Origin of the sequence: Pseudomonas sp. AU12215, from assembly GCF_001675465.2 — a bacterium.
Classification (GTDB): Bacteria; Pseudomonadota; Gammaproteobacteria; order Pseudomonadales; family Pseudomonadaceae; genus Pseudomonas; species Pseudomonas nitroreducens.
This window is the reverse complement of the sequence record NZ_MACM02000173.1, coordinates 13,227-29,560: the sequence shown is the minus strand read 5'-3', so window position 1 is coordinate 29,560 and position 16,334 is coordinate 13,227. Positions and strand designations below refer to the sequence as shown.

Below are 16,334 nucleotides of genomic sequence, written 5' to 3'. Positions count from 1 at the left end.
GCCCGCCGGATACCAGCAGACTGTAGATGTGAGTACGGGATAAGGCGACCCGACAGCGCTCGGAAGGCCGACGATCGTTCTTGCATCTGCGATGTATCTGCCGTGGATCAATGAGCCATGGCGGAGCGCTCCTGGAGCAACTGACGGGTGAATACCGCCGGCGGCACTGCTTCGGAGAACAGGAAGCCCTGGGCGCAATCACAGCGCAGCCGGCGCAGCAGCGCCAGCTCGTCGGGGTGTTCGACGCCCTCTGCGATCACCTCCAGCCCCAACTGCCGCCCGAGCTTGACGATGCTTTCCAGCGCCGCTGCCAGTCCGTCGTCATCCAGGCAACCATGGACCAGCGCGCGGTCGATCTTCAGCTCCGTGAACGGCGTCGAGACCAGATTGTACAGCGAGCTGTAGCCCTGGCCGAAATCATCCTGCGCCAGGCCGAAACCCTTCATGCGCAAGCGGCAGGTGCCGGCGTAGTAGTTGGCCGGGGTCGCCGTGCTGCTGCACTCGAGCAGCTCGAAGACGATGTGTGCCGGTACCCCGCCACGGGCGGCAACGAAGGCGGCGAGGCGATCGGGCAGCTCGGGATCGTCCAGCAGATGAGTGGGCAGATTCACCGCCACCGAGAGGTGAAAACCCTGCCGGCCCCAGTCGGCCTGCGCCTGCAACGCCTGTTCGAGCACCGTCCAGAGTAACGGCTCGTCGAGCCCCGCTGCGGTCAGTGCAGCCATGAAGCTGCCCGGCTGCAACACGCCATGGAGCGGATGCTCCCAGCGCACCAGCGCTTCCGCCGCGACGATGCGGCCATCGATCAACGACGCCTTGGGCTGGAACCAGGCGCAGAACTGCCGTTGTGCCAGGGCCTGCTCCAGCTCGCCGCGGGTCGGCGCAGCGATCACCGGCGCACGGTGCTGCTCCGCGCGCACCTGCCGCGAGACGAGCTTCTCCAGCAGCCGGCGAATCACCGGCGCGCGGGCCGGCTTGGCGATCTGCTCGAGCACGGTGATGCCGTGGGCGCGGGCGACCATGCAGGCACTGCCCATCAGCGAGCGCGACGCCGAGCTCATGATCGCCAGTAGCGGGGGATGTCTCAGCGCAGCGAGCCGCTGGATCAGTTGCACGCCATCAAGACCGGGCATCATCAGGTCGCTGACCACCAGATCGAAGCCCTCCTGCTCCAGCCAGCGCAGCGCCTCGGCGCCATCCTCGGCAGCGCGCAGCTCCACGACGCCCTGCTCGCGGAACAGGTTGAGCAGGTACTCGCGCTGGAAGGGTTGGTCTTCGACGATCAGGATTCGCTGATGTCGCATGGCGGCACCTCCGCGGGCAGGCTGGTGAGGCATTGGCGCAAGGTGCGCAGGTCCACCGGCTTGAGCAGGCAGAGGTTCATGCCAGCGGCGAGGCAACGTTCGTTCTCCTCGTGCATGGCGTTGGCAGTGGCGCCGATGATCGGCCCGCGATAGCCGCGCTGACGCAGCGCCCGGGCCAGCTCGTAACCATTGAGATGGGGCATGTTGACGTCGGTGAGCACCACATCGAAGGCATCCGGCTGCCAGCGCGTGAGCGCCTGCCGGCCGTCGACGGCGAGTTCCACCGTACAGCCGAGGGTTTCCAACTGATCACGCAGGATCAGTTGGTTGATCGGGTTGTCCTCCACCAGTAGCACGCGCAGGCCCAGGCCGATATCCGGCAGGGCTTCAGCCAGGCGCGCGGCCTCGCCGCCCAGGCAGCCCTGCGCCACCGCCAGGGCCCGGCGCAGCCCTTCGAAGTTGTAGCGGCCGACATGCCAGTCGCAGCCTTCCTGGCGCGGCTGCTCGCCGCCCAGGTCGGTCACCAGCACCCGGCAGCCCCGCCAGGTGGGCAGCGGCTTGCGGTCATGGGGATTGAAGCGCAGGTCCACCAGTACGCTGGAGGCTTCTTCCTCGACCGGCTGGTCGCAGGCCACCACCTGGGCCCGCGCGCCCCAGCGGGCAATCCAGCCGCAGAGGCTTTCGGCCAGCTCGCGGGTCGGCGCATGCACCCACACCATCGAGTTGTGCAGCCGGGGTTCGCTGAAAAGCTGCCGGTCAACGCATTGCAGGGGCAGGCTGAGGGAAAAGCTGCTGCCCAGCCCGACGTCGCTGACGACCCGCAATTGCCCACCCATCAATTCGGTAAGCCGCTTGCAGATCGACAGGCCCAGGCCGGTACCACCGGCCACGCGGGCGTTGCCGGACACCTGGTAGAAGGCGTCGAAGAGGTGCGTCTGCTGGTCCTCCGGGATACCGATGCCGGTATCGGCCACTTGCCAGTGCAGCGTGTCATGCCACCCCTCGCCCGGCTCCGAACGCACACGCAGGACGATGCGCCCGCTGTCGGTGAACTTCACCGCGTTGCTCAGCAGGTTGTTGAGGATCTGGCGGATGCGCGTTGCGTCGCCCAGCATTCTTTCGGGCATCTGCGGGTCGCAGCAGGCATAGATCTGCAGGCCCTTGGCGCGGGCGGCGGCGGCGTAGGACTGGACGCTGTCGAGGGTTAGCTCCAGCGGCGAGAACTCCACCGGTTCCAGGCCCAGCTGGCCGACTTCGATCTTCGAGACATCGAGCACATCGCTGATCAGTTGCAGCAAGGTCGAAGACGAGCGCTGGATGGCACGCAGGTAGCCGGACTGCTGGTGGTCCAGCGCCGTACGGCCGAGCAGTTCCAGGGTGCCGAGCACGCCGTAGAGCGGTGTGCGGATTTCGTGGCTCATGGTCGCCAGGAACAGCGTCTTGGCTTCGTTGGCAGTGTCGGACAGGTGCTTGGCTTCGGCCAGCGCAGCTTCGGTCTGCTTGCGCGCACTGATGTCGCTGAAGGCACAGCACAGCACCTCCTCGCCTTTGTAGCGAGTCGGCGTATAGCTCAGGTAAAGATGCCGTCCGGTGTGGGTTTCCACCTCCTCCGAACCGCCTTCCTCGCCACTGTTGAACCCCCGTTCCAGCCAGCCGTGACTCCAGTAACGGCGCTCATCCCCAGTGCCCAGCCACTGCTGGGCGAGGCGATTCTCCAGCACGACCTCGGCATCGTTGCGGCGCAGCACGCAGAGCGCGACAGGGGCGGTCTGGATCATCGCGCGGGAGAAGCTTTCGTTCTCCACCAGGGCATTGAGACGGTGCTGCGCCGGGCCGATCAGGCGACGGTTGATGCGCCGGCACATGGCCCAGATCAGCACCGAGCAGCCCAGCAGGAAAGCCAGCGAGCCGAACAGGCGCGGCCAGAGCGGCACCAGCAGGTCGGACAGGTTGAAGTAGTAGATCAGCGACCAGTCGGAACTGCCCAGGTGCTTGAGCAGCGCCAGATGGCTGGGAATCAGCCCGGGCCCGCTGAAGGCGAAGTTGTCTCCGACCCAGAGGTCGCTGAACTGCAGGCCGAGCTGCGGCGCCACGGCGCTACCGAGGATCGCCCGGTGATCGCGGTCCAGCAGCAGGAAGCGTCCGGCCTCGGGAACACCGAGCGCGGCGGCGAGATCGGCACCGAACAGTTCCAGCCCCAGCCAGCCGTTGTCGCTTTCGCTGGTCACGCGGGTGAACAGGTACTGCCGGGACTGCGGGTCGGTCGGATCGGCGAGCCAACGCACCTGCTGCTCCTCCTTCGGAGTACCGGGCTGGCCCAGCGCTTCCAGCACCGAAGGCGGCACCACGGCATTGAGCGCAGGCGCGCCGTACAGGCGCGTGACGGCCCGCTCCGGGCCTGGCGAGACATAGATCAGGTTCAGCCGCTTGGCTTCCATCTCCGACAGATCGCGGCCGGACAGTGCCAGGCTCCAGTCAGAGCGCGGTTCGCCCAGAGTAACGAACACCTGCTCGTGAGGTGCCACCGGCACGTTCAGCTGGCGCCACTGGACCACGGGCTCGCGAGCCTTCCAGGTCACGCCCCGGCTGATGTGCTCCAGCAGCGACTCGCGCTGACCGAGGTAGTCCTGGGCCTCGTACATGGCTGCATTCATCTGTCGGCGCAGCTGCGAGACCTCGGTATTGAAGCTCGCCGCGAGGAACAGGCTGAGGGTGAAGAACAGGCAGGCGATCACTACCCAGGCCAGCAGACGAAGGAGCTTTCGGGCCGCCTTCGGGGTGGAAAAGGACGAATCCTGAGGACGAAGGAACTGCTTGAGTTTCATGGCCGCCAGCCTGGCGAAAAGCGGGCCACACGGACATCAGACAAATCTAAAAAGTGTGGAAACGCGGCTTGGCACCCAACCTTTCGGATTCAGGCATATGCCTGACATATGCCAAGCCATGAGCAACCGTTCAATGCTCTCTGATCTGGAGGCGCCCATGCCCACGACGACCGTTTCCTTGTTCCGCAACGGCAAGAATCAGGCAGTCCGAATCCCTCGGGATATGGAATTCAAGGGAGTGACGGAACTGGTGATGACTCGCGAAGGCGATACGCTCATCCAGCGTCCGTCGCGGCCCACCTGGAGCAGCCTCGCCGAGCTGGAACCTGTCGATGCCGATTTTCTGGGAGATCGGCCCGACGTGATTGCCCCCGGCCGGTTGGGCTTCGGCGATGACGAGGGTTGAGCCGGTGGCCACGCCCGTCACCTATATGCTGGATACCAACATCTGCTCCGTCATCCATGCGCCAGAACCCACCCCAGGTTTTGCAGCGTCTGCAAAAGGCCGCGGAGGCCGGCAACAGGCTGGTGATTTCGGCTATCACTCATGCGGAGCTTCGTTACGGCGCAGCGTCACCGAAAGCCCCGAAGGCGGTGGCAGCATGGATCGACGCATTGGTGCAACGCCTGGACGATGTGCTGCCCTGGGATATCGACGCGGTGGATAGCTCCGCGAAGCTCATGAGGCTCCTGCTCGACTCAGGAACGCCCATTGGGCCGAACGATACGGGCATTGCCGGCCATGCCTTGGCAACCGATTGCGTCATCGTGACCAACAACACCCGCGAATTTCGGCGAGTACCGGGGCTTGTCGTCGAAGACTGGTGCAACAGCGAACCGGCCTGACGGTACACCAGCCCAGTCCCCGGCACGCTTCATCCGGTCAAATGCCACTCAGTAACCCACTCGCCCGCTGTACTCGCCGCTCCGTGGCCGCCTCCAGCACCTGCCAGCCGCGCCCGGCGCTGGCCAGGGTGAACCATTGGCGCGCGCGGGTAATGCCGGTGTAGACCAGCTCGCGGGTGAGGATGGGGTTGAGGCTGTCGGGCAGCAGCAGCGCGGCGTGGGTGAACTCCGAGCCCTGGGACTTGTGCACGGTCATGGCAAACACCGTTTCCACCGCCTGCAGGCGGCTCGGCAGGATCCAGCGGATGGCGTCGGTGCCGTCGCCCGCCGGGAAAGCCACGCGCGCGACCCAGCGCACCGAACCATCGTCAGCCGTCTGCGGCAGCGCCAGGGTGATGCCGATATCGCCGTTCATCAGCCCCAGGCCGTAGTCGTTGCGGGTGACCAGCACCGGCCGGCCGGCGAACCAGCCGTTCGCCGAAGGAATCAGCCCTTCGCGCTGCAGCAGCTCGCCGATCAGCGTGTTCAATCCTTCCACGCCCCAGGGTCCGCGACGCAAGGCGCAGAGCAACTGGAACTGGCCGTGGGCTCCGAGCACCTGCCTTGCCCAGGCATCCAGTGCGTCCTGAGTGGCGTTGTCCGCCGGGCGCGAGCCGCTGACCACGCGCAGGTAGTGGGCGTAGCCGACCGGGCCGAAAAGGTCACCGCCTCGCCCGCCGTCGATCACCAGATCGCGCAGGCTGCGAGTTTCCTGGGCATCCACGGCGATACGGGCGAGGTCTTCGTGCTGCGCTTTCCACACCTGGCGCAACGCCGGGATATCGCCGGCATTGACCGCTTCGGCCAACTGGCCGATGCCACTGTCGGCGCTGAAGCGATGACTGTGACGGAGCATGGCCACGGCCTGGTCGAGGTCGCTGCCGGCGCTGTCGATCAGCACGTCGTCGATGGCGTCGCCGGTCACGGCTTGCAGCCAGTCGCGGGTGGCCGGGCGGTAATGGCCCTCACGGGCGCGGCTGCACAACTCGCCCAGCACCGCGCCGGCTTCCACCGAGGCCAACTGGTCCTTGTCGCCCAGCAGGATCAATCGCGCGCGCGGCGGCAGAGCGGCAAGCAGCGAGGCCATCATTTCCAGGTCGACCATCGACGCTTCGTCCACCACCAGCAGCTCCAGCGCCAGCGGGTTGCCGGCGTGGTGGCGGAACTGGCGGCTGTCCGGGCGGCTGCCGAGCAGGCGATGCAGCGTGGTGACTTCGGTGGGGATCGCCTCACGCGCCGCTTCACCATTGGCCAGGCCGGAGAGGTCGAGGCGCTGCACGGCGCCAGCGATGGATTCGTTCAGGCGCGCAGCGGCCTTGCCGGTGGGCGCGGCGAGGCGAATGCGCAGCGCTCTTCCGCCCTCCCCCAGCGCCAGGCTTTGCAGCAGGGCGAGCAGCTTCACCACGGTGGTCGTCTTGCCGGTGCCGGGGCCGCCGGTGACGATACCGAAGGCGTTGCCGGCGACCAGTGCGCAGGCGAGCTTCTGCCAGTCCGCCCCCTGGCTCGTCTGAACATTGCCGGGCTTCTTCGGGAACAATGCATCGAGCGCCCGGCGCAGCTGGGCGGCGGGCAAGGCGGCCCGCAGCGCCTCACCCTGCTTCAGGCGCTGGTCGATGCCGGCGCGCACTTCCCGTTCGTACTGCCAGTAGCGGCGCAGATACAAGCGGCGCCCGGACAACACCAGCGGCGTCTCGCCCGGTCCGTCACCGACCAGGCGCGGATCGTTCAGCACGGCACGCCAGGCGTCGAGATCGAAACCATCGAGCAGCACACCGGGCAGCTCCGGCGCGTCCTTGGCGGAGTCGCCCTCGGGCGGCAGCGACAGGGCGAAGCGGCTGTCGGCCAGGGTCGCATCCAGGTCGAGGCAGACGTGCCCACGGCCGAGCTGGTGGCTGGCCAGGGCGGCGGCGAGAATCAGCAGCGGGTGGGCATCCGGCGCGCGCTCGACGAGGAAGGTCGCGAAGGCACGGTCCAGCTCGCGCAGCCAGCCGCGCTCGGCCCAGCGGCCGATCAGTTCGAGCATTTCAGTGGTGCTCTTCATACCGGTACCTCCGCGCGGAACAGGCGGTCCAGCTCGTCCATCAGTGCCTTCGGCGGGCGTTCCAGGTACATGCCCTGGGTCGCCGAGGAACTGCCGCGCAGGAACAGGTACATCGCGCCTCCGATGTGGCGGTCATAGTCGTAGTCGGGCAGGCGCGCCTGCAGCAGCCGGTGCAGGGCGAACAGGTAGAGCGCGTACTGCAGGTCGTAACGGTGCTCCAGCAAGGCTTCGCGCAACGCCTCCTGCGTGTAGGCCTCATCGTCGGCGCCCAGCCAGTTGGATTTGTAGTCGGCCACGTAGTAGCGGCCTTCGTGTTCGAACACCAGGTCGATGAAGCCCTTGAGCATGCCGTTGAGCAGGTTCGCCTGCAGCGTCGGCCGCGCCACGCCGCCCAGGGTATGGCGGATCACGGCGGCATCCAGGCGCTGGCTGTCGACGTTGCGGGTGGCGAACCAGAACTCCATTTCCTTCTGGAACGTCACCAGGCCGGCGAGGCTGACCGGCGTCGCATCGGGCACGCGGAAAGCCGTGCGCAGGTATTGCCCGAGCCAGCCGGTGAGCGGTCCGATCCACTCCTCCCAGCCGCGCAGGGCGCAGCGCCGGGCGATCTGGTCACGCAGCTGTTCTTCATCGACGTCGAAGTTTTCGTCGGCGGCCCATTCCAGCAGGCCATGGAGGAAGCTGCCGGGGTTCGCGCCGCGGGGGAAGGCGTGCAGGCTGAAAGGTGCCGGGACGACTTCCACCTCGCGCAGGTCTTCCAGGCTGCTTTCGCGCAACAGGTCTTCACTGGCGCTGATCGGCTCATCGGCAGCCGGCGCGGGGGCGATGTCGCTGTCGTCCTCGCTGGCCAGCGTCGCCAGGGCGGAGTAGCTGGCGATCCACCATTTCTCCGCCACCCGGCGGCGCGGCTCACGGGCAGCGCCCAGCTCACCGGCCTGTGCACCGACGAAGAGCTCGGTGCAGATCTCGGGCGCCGGCTCCAGGGCGATCTCCAGCGCTCCTGCCTGCAACTCGCCCAGGCGCGTGGTCACCTCCTCGACGCTCAGCGCGTTGCCGCCACCGAGCAGGTAGCCCATGGCGCCCTTGTGCAGCTCCGGGCTCTTGCTGTTGCTCATCACCAGCGGCGCCATGCCCAGCCACACGGCGTGGCGTGCGCGGGTCAGTGCCACGTAGAGCAGGCGCATGTCCTCGCTCAGGCGCTCGTCGTTGGCCTGCTGGAAGGCCGCCTTGGCCTGCTCCTTGTCGCGGGACAACTCGACGACCCGCGATTCGCCGGACTGGAAGCTCGGCGGCGTGCCGCTCTTGCCGTCCAGCTCGCGCCAGGTGCAGATGAAGGGCAGCAGCACCAGCGGGTATTCCAGGCCCTTGGACTTGTGGATGGTCACCACCTTGATCAGGTCGGCGTCGCTTTCCAGGCGCAGGATTTCTTCGCTCGTCGGGCTCTCCAGCTGTTCGGCGAGCACCCGCAGCAGCGCATGTTCACCGTCCACTTCCACGGCCTCGCGCTGCAGCCATTCGGCCAGGTGCAGCAGGTTGGTCAGGCTGCGCTCGCCATCGGTCTCGCGCAGCAGTCGCGCCGGCAGGGCGAAGTCGGCGAGCAGGCGGCGCAGCATCGGCAGCACGCCCTGCTGTTGCCAGAGCAGGCGATAGTCACGGAAGCGCAGCACCATGGCTTCCCAGAAGCGCTCGTCCTGGTTCAGCCGCTCCAGGGTCGCCCAGTCCAGCGCCAGGCTGCGGGTGGCCAGGGCGATGCGCAGGGCGCCATCGTCGCCGGGGTCGGCGCAGGCGCGCAGCCAGTGCAGCAGGTCGACGGCCTCGGGGCTGTCGAACACCGAGTCACGGTCGGACAGGTAGACGCTGGCGAGCCGGCGCCTGGCCAGTTCGCCGCGGATGGCCTCGGCCTCGCTGCGGCCGCGCACGAGGATGGCGATGTCCGCCGGGCGCAGCGCGCGCCATTGCCCCTCGGCATCGCGGAAGCCGCTCTGTGCGGAGCTCAGCCAGCGCTGGATGGCGCTGGCGCTGCGCGCGGCCATCTCCTGGCGATACAGCGTGGAGCCACAGACCTGGCCGTCGTTGTCCAACTGCCAGAAGGTCATGGCCGATGCTTCGGCGCCTTCGAGCAACAGCGTCTCGTCACGCCCGCGCGCGCCGACTTCGAGGAAGGGCACGGGGTTCTCCTGCCCTTCCACCGCGAAGCGGAACGCCGCGCGCGGATGACTTTCGGCGAAGAGGAAACAGCGGTTGGCTGCATTGACCATCGCCAACGTGGAGCGATAGTTGGTGCCCAGCGTGTAGTGGCGCCCGGAGGTGGCGGCGCGGGCGCGCAGGTAGGTGTGGATGTCGGCGCCACGGAAGGCATAGATCGCCTGTTTGGGGTCGCCGATCATGAACAGACCGAGGCTCCGAGGGTTCTCGGCGATGCGGTAGACGCGCTCGAAGATGCGGTACTGCAGCGGGTCGGTGTCCTGGAATTCGTCGATCAGCGCCACCGGGAACTGCTCGCGGATACGCTCGGCCAGGCGCTCGCCGCCACTGCCGGCGAGGGCACGGTCGAGGCGAACCAACAGGTCGTCGAAGCCCAGCTCGGCGCGTTTCTGCTTTTCCGCTTCGAGATTCTGCCGTACTTCATTCAGCGCATGCAGCAGCAGTTGCGGGGCGATCTCCGGGCGTTGCTCGGCGCGCTCGACCCAGGCGTCGATGGCCAGCAACGCAGGGTGTTCCGGCACCAAGGCCTTGGCCTTCACCTTGATCCGCGTCTGGCCGAACTTGGCCAGATTGTCCGGCGCATCGGCGCCCTCGCTCCAGGCATCGAGCGCTTCGATCCAGCCGGCAAAGACGCTGTCGTCATCCTTGCCGCGATAACTGTTGCCGTTGAGGTCGCCACGCAGGTTGCGCAGCAGCTCTGCGACGCCGGCGCGGTCCGCCGCCCAGGCTTCGCGGGCGCGTGTCTCGGCGGCATCGAGTTCGTCGTAGAACTGACCGGTGGTCTCCAGCAGCTCGCTGAGGGAGGCCGGGGCGGTCAGCGGTTGATCGGCATAGCGGAACCCGGCTTCCTGCGCCGCCAGCAGCGGTTGCAGGGCGCGGGCCAGCGCTTCGGGGCCGGCGTAGCAATGGCGTACGGCGTTGGCCGCCGCCACATCCAGCGGGTAGAACTTGCGCCGCCAGTAGTCACGCACCGCTTCGGCGAGCAGTTCGCTCTGGTCGGCAGCGAGGTCCTGGGTGAACAGGCTGCCGCTGTCGAAGGCGTGCTCGCGCAGCATGCGGTAGCACCAGCTGTGGATGGTCGAGACAGCAGCCTCATCCATCCATTCGGCAGCCAGGCGCAGCAGGCGTGCGCAGCCGGGCCAGCGCTCGGGCGCATAGCTGTCGCGCAGCTTCACCAGCAGGCCGTCGTGCTTCTGCTCGGGCTCGGCGAAGCAGCGCGCGGCCTCGCCCAGGCGCGCGCGGATGCGTTCACGCAATTCCTGGGTCGCGGCTTCGGTGAAGGTCACCACAAGGATTTCCGGTGGGCTCAATGGTCGGCCAAAGGCAGCCTGTTCACCACCATGGTCGAGGACCAGGCGCACGTAGAGCAGCGCAATGGTGAAGGTCTTGCCGGTGCCGGCGCTGGCCTCGATCAGCCGGCTGCCATGCAGCGGGAATTCGAGAGGGTTGAGCTCGACTGCGCTCATGCTTGCGCCTCCTTGCGCTGCAGAATCGCGAACAGCGGCCCGTACAAGGCTTCGGCCCAGGCGGCGAATTCCTCGCTCGCATTGAGCGTGGCGAAATCCGGGTAGACCCGCGCCAGCGCTGCCGACGAAGCAGCCTCGCCACTCAGGTTGAAGCCGCCGTCATAGCGTTTGGCGGCTTCGCGGGCGGCACGTTCCTCATCTTCTCCGGCGGCCAGCCAGGCGAAGGCGGCCTTGCACGCCACCGGCAGCGGGCGACTCATGCCCTGGAACCAGGCGTCCAGCAGCGCGTCCAGCTCGGCGCGCGCTTCCTGCGCCGGCAGCGGCGGGAACTCCAGGGTGCCGGTCAGGCCGACCAGCACGCTGGTCACCGGCTCGCCGCACAGCTGCAGCGCGAGATGGCGCACCCAGGGACGCACCAGCCCGTGCCATTTGTAGCCTTTGCCCTCGTGCAGCTTGCCGCTGACCAGTTGCAGGCTGGCGAGCTGGCCATCGGCGTTGCGGCGCAGGCCACCGAGCCAGTCGGCCAGTTCGATGCCGGCATGCTCGTGGTTGAGTTCGCGCTGTTCCTCTTCCACCTGCGACCAGTGCTCCAACTGTTCGCGGTAGCGGGCCAGCAGGTCATGCAGCGGCGCCACCAGCGCCTGGGCGGAAAAGTCGCCGAAGGCCGCCAGCGGCAGCCGTCCCTCGCGGCGCAGGCGTTCGACCTGGCCGTTAAGTTGCGCGGCCAGTTGATCGGCCTGCCAGTGCTGCTCGACCCACGGGCGCAGGCGCTCGCAGAGTTCGAATTGCAGCTGCCAGACGTCCAGCCCGTTCAGCTCGAAGGGCTCTTCGTCCTGGCCGGTCAGTTGCTCCTCGGCAAAGCGCACCTTGAGGCGCTGCAGGAAGAAGGCGCCGACCGGGTTGGCGAGGAAATCGGCAAGCACACGCAGGCCGATAGGCGCATCCAGCGCGAGCGGCGGCAGCGGCGCTGCATCGGTTTCGCCGTGGTGTTCGCGGTGCACGTCACGCCACTCGCGGGCGTAGGTGTAGAGGCCATCGACACCGTGCGCGGATGGCGCATCGAAATAGGCGCGGCTGAAAGGCTGCAGTGGATGCTCCAGGGTCAGGCCGTGCAGCAGGTCGCCGCCGTCGGCGTTGTGCCAGCCCGCGGCGAGGTGGTCGCGCAACTGGCCGACCAGCACCGACGGCGGCCGTTCGCTGTTGTCACGGATGCTTCGGCCGACCCAGCTGACGTAGAGCTGGCGGCGTGCCGAGAGCAGCGCTTCGAGCAGCAGGTAACGGTCGTCCTCGCGGCGCGAGCGGTCGCCGGGGCGGTAGTCGTTGCGCATCAGGTCGAAATCCAGCGGCGACTGCGGGCGCGGGTAGTCGCCGTCGTTCATGCCGAGCAGGCAGACCAGTTGGAAGGGAATCGCGCGCATCGGCATCAGGGTGCAGAAGCTCACCGCGCCGGCGAGGAAGCGCTGGTTCAGGCCGCCTGCGTCCAGGCCACCGAGCCAGGCCTCGCGCACCACCGAAAGCGGCAGCGGATCGTTGAAGCCGGCGTGGCCGCAGGTTTCCAGCCAGCCCTCCAGCAGTTGCAGGAGTTGCTGGCGCAGCAGCTCATCGTGGTCATCGGTGACCTGGAAGAAGTCTTCCAGCAGGGTGCGCAGGCGCTGTACCCAGATAGTGGGGGCCGCTTCCTCGGCGAGCAGCTCGCAGGCCTTTTCCAGCGCGCCGAGCAACCCGGCCAAGGGACCGAGCGCGGCGGCGTCGAGCCCGCCGATTTCCGCATAGGGCTGGATGCCCTGGAAGGCCTCGCCCTCGCCCACCGCAAAGCCCAGCAGCATGCGCCGCAGGCCGAAGCGCCAGCTGTTGGCCTCGGCGGCGGAGGGCAGGCCAAGGCGTTCGCGCTGCTGGCCGTCGAGGCCCCAGCGCACCCCGGCGCCGTCGATCCAGCGGCGCAGCAGCGGCAGGTCGGCGTCGGCCAGGCCGAAGCGCGCGCGCACGGCGGCGACGTCCAGCAGGTCGAGGATTTCACTCACGGCAAAGCGGCTGTCGGGCAGGCGCAGCAGATGTTCCAACGCCACCAGCAGCGGCTCGCGGCCGCGCTGGCCCTGGTCGGCCAGGGTGTAGGGGATGAAGCGCCTGTCGTCGCGCGGCAACTGGCCGAACACCGCTTCGATGTGCGGTGCGTAGGGGTTGATGTCCGGGACCATGACGATCACGTCGCGCGGGCGCAATGTCGGATCGGCGTCGAAGCGGGCGAGCAGCTGGTCGTGGAGGATTTCCACTTCGCGCTGGGCGCTGTGGGCGACGTGGAAGCGCACCGAGTCGTCGGCCTGCGGGTCGACCGCCGGCCAGTGCTCGCGGGTCTCGTTGATCGGCCGCAGTTCGAGGATGTCGTCCTGCAACTGGCCGAGCAGGTTCGTCGGTTCGACCTCGCTGAACAGGTCGATACGCCCATTGCTCACCGCGCCCAGGCGCGCGCGGTAGGTTTCCGGGTCGTCGTACTGGTCGAGCAGGTTGATGTAGTCGCGCCCCTGCTTGCCCCAGGCGGCCAGCAACGGCTGGGCGTACTGGTGCTGCTGGTCGTCGGAGAGCAGTTCCGGGGTGCCGGCGCGGCGGCGCTGGCGGCGGTATTCGTGGCGCAGCAGGTCCTTGTCGGCGACGATATCGGCCCAGTGGTGGCGGCAGGGGTTGTGCACGCAGAGCAGTACCTGGGCGTGGCGCGCCAGCACGGCAAGCGCCTCGACGGTCTGCGCGGGCATCGCGGAGATACCGAACACCACCACGCGGCGCGGCAATCCCGGCAGCGGGTTCTCGGCGGACTTGAGCTTCTGGATGAAGCGGCCATGCACGCCGGCACGGCTGGTAGCCAGGCCCTCGGCGCCGACGTCGTCGAGCAGCGCGCGCCACAGGGCGGCCTGCCAGCGGTTGTCAGCGTCCAGTTCCTTCACCGTGCCGTTGGCCAGGCGCAACTGGTCGACGCCGCGGCTCCAGTCCTCCAGCCAGTCGGCGCGGTACACCTGGTACTGGTCGAACAGGTCGGCCAGGCGCTCGGCCAACTGGTGGCGCTTGCGCAGGTCGGCATCGTCGGCGAGGAAGCGCTGCAGGGTGGCGAACTCGCCCTGCTCCAGCAGGGTCGGCAGCAGGCGCATCAGGCGCCAGGTCAGCGGGCCCTTGTCGAGTACCGAGACTTCGGGGATTTCGCCGCGGCCCAGCGCACCGCGATAGGCGCGCCAGAGGAACTGCGCCGGCAGTTGCACGTCGAGCGCGGCGGTGACGCCACAACCGCCCTCCTCCACGTCACGCCCCAGCGCCAGCTTCAGCCACTGGGCGATGCCGTTGCTCTGCACCAGGATGACTTCGTTCTCCAACGGCGCCAGCGGATGCAGGCTCATCCACTGCACCAGCAGGTCGCGCAGCGCTTCCGGATGGTTGCCGTGGATCACCATCAGGCCGGGGGTCAGTCGCTGCTCGCTCATCGGATCTCCTGGGTCGGGCGGGCACTTCGCATACGCCGCATGGGATGAGCGGCATTTGACCAAAAAGTCCGGCTGCGAGCAGCCTTTTTCCCATTCCTGCCGGCGGAATCTCCGCCGCATGGAAAGAGCCGACGCGGAACCTGACAAAGGCCTGCAGGCTCTCGGCAACCTCCCACATTTACGAAACTGACTGCATGACAGCCCGTCCGTGCGGCCAGCGGCTATGCTCATCCCACGGCCGTTCCAGGCCCGCCATGGAGGAAAAAATGGGCAAGAAGAGCAAAGCGAAGAACCCGGCTCCCGAACAGGCCGGGAAGATGAAGAACAAGGATTACGAAGAGCACCTGCGCAAGCTGTCGGTGGAGCTGGTCAAGCTGCAGCAATGGGTGGTGCAGAAGGGCCTGAAGGTCTGCATCATCTTCGAGGGCCGCGATGGCGCCGGCAAAGGCGGCACCATCAAGGCGCTCACCGAGCGCGTCAGCCCGCGGGTGTTCCGCGTGGTGGCGCTGCCCACGCCCACCGAAAGGGAGAAATCCCAGCTCTACGCCCAGCGCTACATCCGCCACCTGCCGTCGGCCGGTGAAGTGGTGATCTTCGACCGCAGCTGGTACAACCGCGCCGGCGTCGAGCGGGTGATGGGCTTCTGCACTGAAGAACAGGCGGACAAGTTCCTGGCCGTGACCCCGCTGTTCGAGCGTATGCTCACCGAGTCGGGGATCATCCTGCTGAAGTTCTGGCTGGAGGTCAGCCCCGAGGAGCAGGAGCGCCGCCTCAAGGACCGCATCACCGACGGTCGCAAGATCTGGAAGCTCTCGCCCATGGACGTGAAGTCGTTCACCCGCTGGGACGAATACACCCGCGCTCGCGACCTGATGTTCGCCGCCACCGACTCGCCCTGGGCGCCCTGGATCGTGGCCCCTTCAGAGGACAAGAAGCGCGTGCGCCTGAACGTCATCAGCCACGTCCTCAAGCACGTGCCGTACAAGGAAATCCCGCGTGAGGAAGTGAAGCTGCCCAAGCGCGGCAAGATCGGCAAGTACAAGAGCCCCGACTATCCGATCCACTACATCGAAGAGAAATTCTGAGGCCAACCGGAGTCGGCACACGCCGGCCCTGGATCATCTGTCCACGGAAGCTGCAGTTGCTCGGGAGCGGTTCACGCAATGCTTTGGAGATAGGCCTCCACTTCGCCGGAAAGCCACCCGGCGAATGCCGCCACCTTGGCCCGGGCCGCGTCGCGCTCGGGCCACACCAGCCAGTAGGGAAAGCCGTAGGGCACGCGCAGATCGCTCAGCGCCACCAGTTCGCCACTTTCCAGCGCAGCGGCCACCAGGCTGCGACGCTCGAGGCCGATGCCCTGGCCCATGCGTACCGCCTCGATGCTCAGGTTGGAATCGTTCACCACGAACTCCGCAGGCTGCTGGGGCACTGTCACTCCCGCCGCCTGGCACCAGCCCAGCCAGGACTCGAACCCCGTGACGCGCGGGCAACGAAGAATCGCTTCCGGCGTTGTCGGTAGGTGCCCTCCGTTGAAGTCCGGCGAAGCGACGAGCACCACTTCGTCCTCGAACAGGCGCTGCCGTGCCAGCCCCTCCCAGTGTCCCTGGCCGATGCGAATGGCCACATCGGCCAATCCCTGGCGCAGGTCCATCACTTCCAGACTGGCCAGCAGGCGCAGGCGGTACTGTGGATAAGCCGCACGGAATCCGGGCAAACGTGGCAACAGCCATTTCTGGCCGAAGGACGGCGTGAGCGCCACCACCAGCTCGTCCTCCCCCGGGCGGGCCTTCGCCAGACGAGTGGCCTCGGCGATATCGCGCAGCGCGCCGCGAATCTGCAGGGCATACAGACGGCCCTCCTCGCTCAACCGCAACCCCCGGCCTTCGCGCTGCAGCAGGGTGATGCCCAACAGGCCCTCCAGTTGACGCACCTGCTGGCTGATGGCCGAGTGGGTGACGTGCAGCTCACCGGCGGCGAGGGTCACGCTGCCAAGCCTGGCGACGGCTTCGAAGCTGCGCAGGGCGGAAAGCGGTGGAAATGCGCTCATGTAAGTTTCCCTAACTTAATCGGTCACTAATCGTCGCTATTATCCAGGGGTCAAAGCCGCTAGATTCATGGCAATTACGCGGATTACCGCGTCAGCC

At 67.4% G+C, this 16,334-nt stretch carries 8 protein-coding genes and 1 pseudogene; 3 read left to right on the top strand and 6 right to left on the bottom strand.

Translation table 11 applies throughout. The features are described 5' to 3' along the window. Positions 1-107: 107 nt before the first annotated feature. Positions 108-1,304 carry an EAL domain-containing protein gene (locus A9513_RS28110; RefSeq protein ID WP_024767535.1) on the bottom strand — a complete coding sequence of 399 codons (1,197 nt, stop codon included), beginning with the start codon at positions 1,302-1,304 and terminating at the stop codon, positions 108-110. Next, positions 1,283-4,129: an ATP-binding protein gene (locus A9513_RS28105; RefSeq protein ID WP_065086150.1), complete on the bottom strand. Its 2,847-nt coding sequence runs from the start codon at positions 4,127-4,129 to the stop codon at positions 1,283-1,285. Before A9513_RS28105 ends, A9513_RS28110 begins: the two co-directional genes overlap by 22 nt. Positions 4,130-4,286: 157 nt before the next feature. On the opposite strand from A9513_RS28105, the gene vapB reads away from it, so the two are divergent. Both vapB and A9513_RS28095 read left to right on the top strand, forming a co-directional pair. Further along, entirely contained in the window at positions 4,287-4,535 is a 249-nt protein-coding gene (gene vapB, locus A9513_RS28100; RefSeq protein ID WP_065086189.1) for a type II toxin-antitoxin system VapB family antitoxin, read from the top strand. A gap of 25 nt (positions 4,536-4,560) precedes the next feature. Next, positions 4,561-4,975: pseudogene (locus A9513_RS28095) on the top strand (type II toxin-antitoxin system VapC family toxin). 37 nt (positions 4,976-5,012) lie between these two features. Here the strand turns inward: A9513_RS28095 and recD are convergent. The 3 genes from recD to recC are packed head-to-tail and all read right to left on the bottom strand — an operon-like array spanning position 5,013 to position 14,190. Next, entirely contained in the window at positions 5,013-7,055 is a 2,043-nt protein-coding gene (gene recD / locus A9513_RS28090) for an exodeoxyribonuclease V subunit alpha (protein WP_065086149.1), read from the bottom strand. After that, positions 7,052-10,726 (bottom strand): exodeoxyribonuclease V subunit beta, encoded by a 3,675-nt coding sequence (recB, locus tag A9513_RS28085; protein WP_065086148.1) that lies wholly within the window; start codon positions 10,724-10,726, stop codon positions 7,052-7,054. Before recB ends, recD begins: the two co-directional genes overlap by 4 nt. Then, positions 10,723-14,190: an exodeoxyribonuclease V subunit gamma gene (gene recC / locus A9513_RS28080; protein WP_083196242.1), complete on the bottom strand. Its 3,468-nt coding sequence runs from the start codon at positions 14,188-14,190 to the stop codon at positions 10,723-10,725. Before recC ends, recB begins: the two co-directional genes overlap by 4 nt. Positions 14,191-14,456: 266 nt before the next feature. On the opposite strand from recC, the gene ppk2 reads away from it, so the two are divergent. Then, the gene (ppk2, locus tag A9513_RS28075) at positions 14,457-15,275 is read left to right on the top strand and encodes a polyphosphate kinase 2 (RefSeq protein WP_024764120.1); all 819 of its coding nucleotides are present in this window, start codon (positions 14,457-14,459) and stop codon (positions 15,273-15,275) included. Positions 15,276-15,346: 71 nt separating this feature from the next. On the opposite strand, the gene A9513_RS28070 is transcribed toward ppk2, so the two are convergent. Beyond that, positions 15,347-16,237 carry a LysR substrate-binding domain-containing protein gene (locus A9513_RS28070; protein ID WP_024764119.1) on the bottom strand — a complete coding sequence of 297 codons (891 nt, stop codon included), beginning with the start codon at positions 16,235-16,237 and terminating at the stop codon, positions 15,347-15,349. Positions 16,238-16,334: the final 97 nt, after the last annotated feature.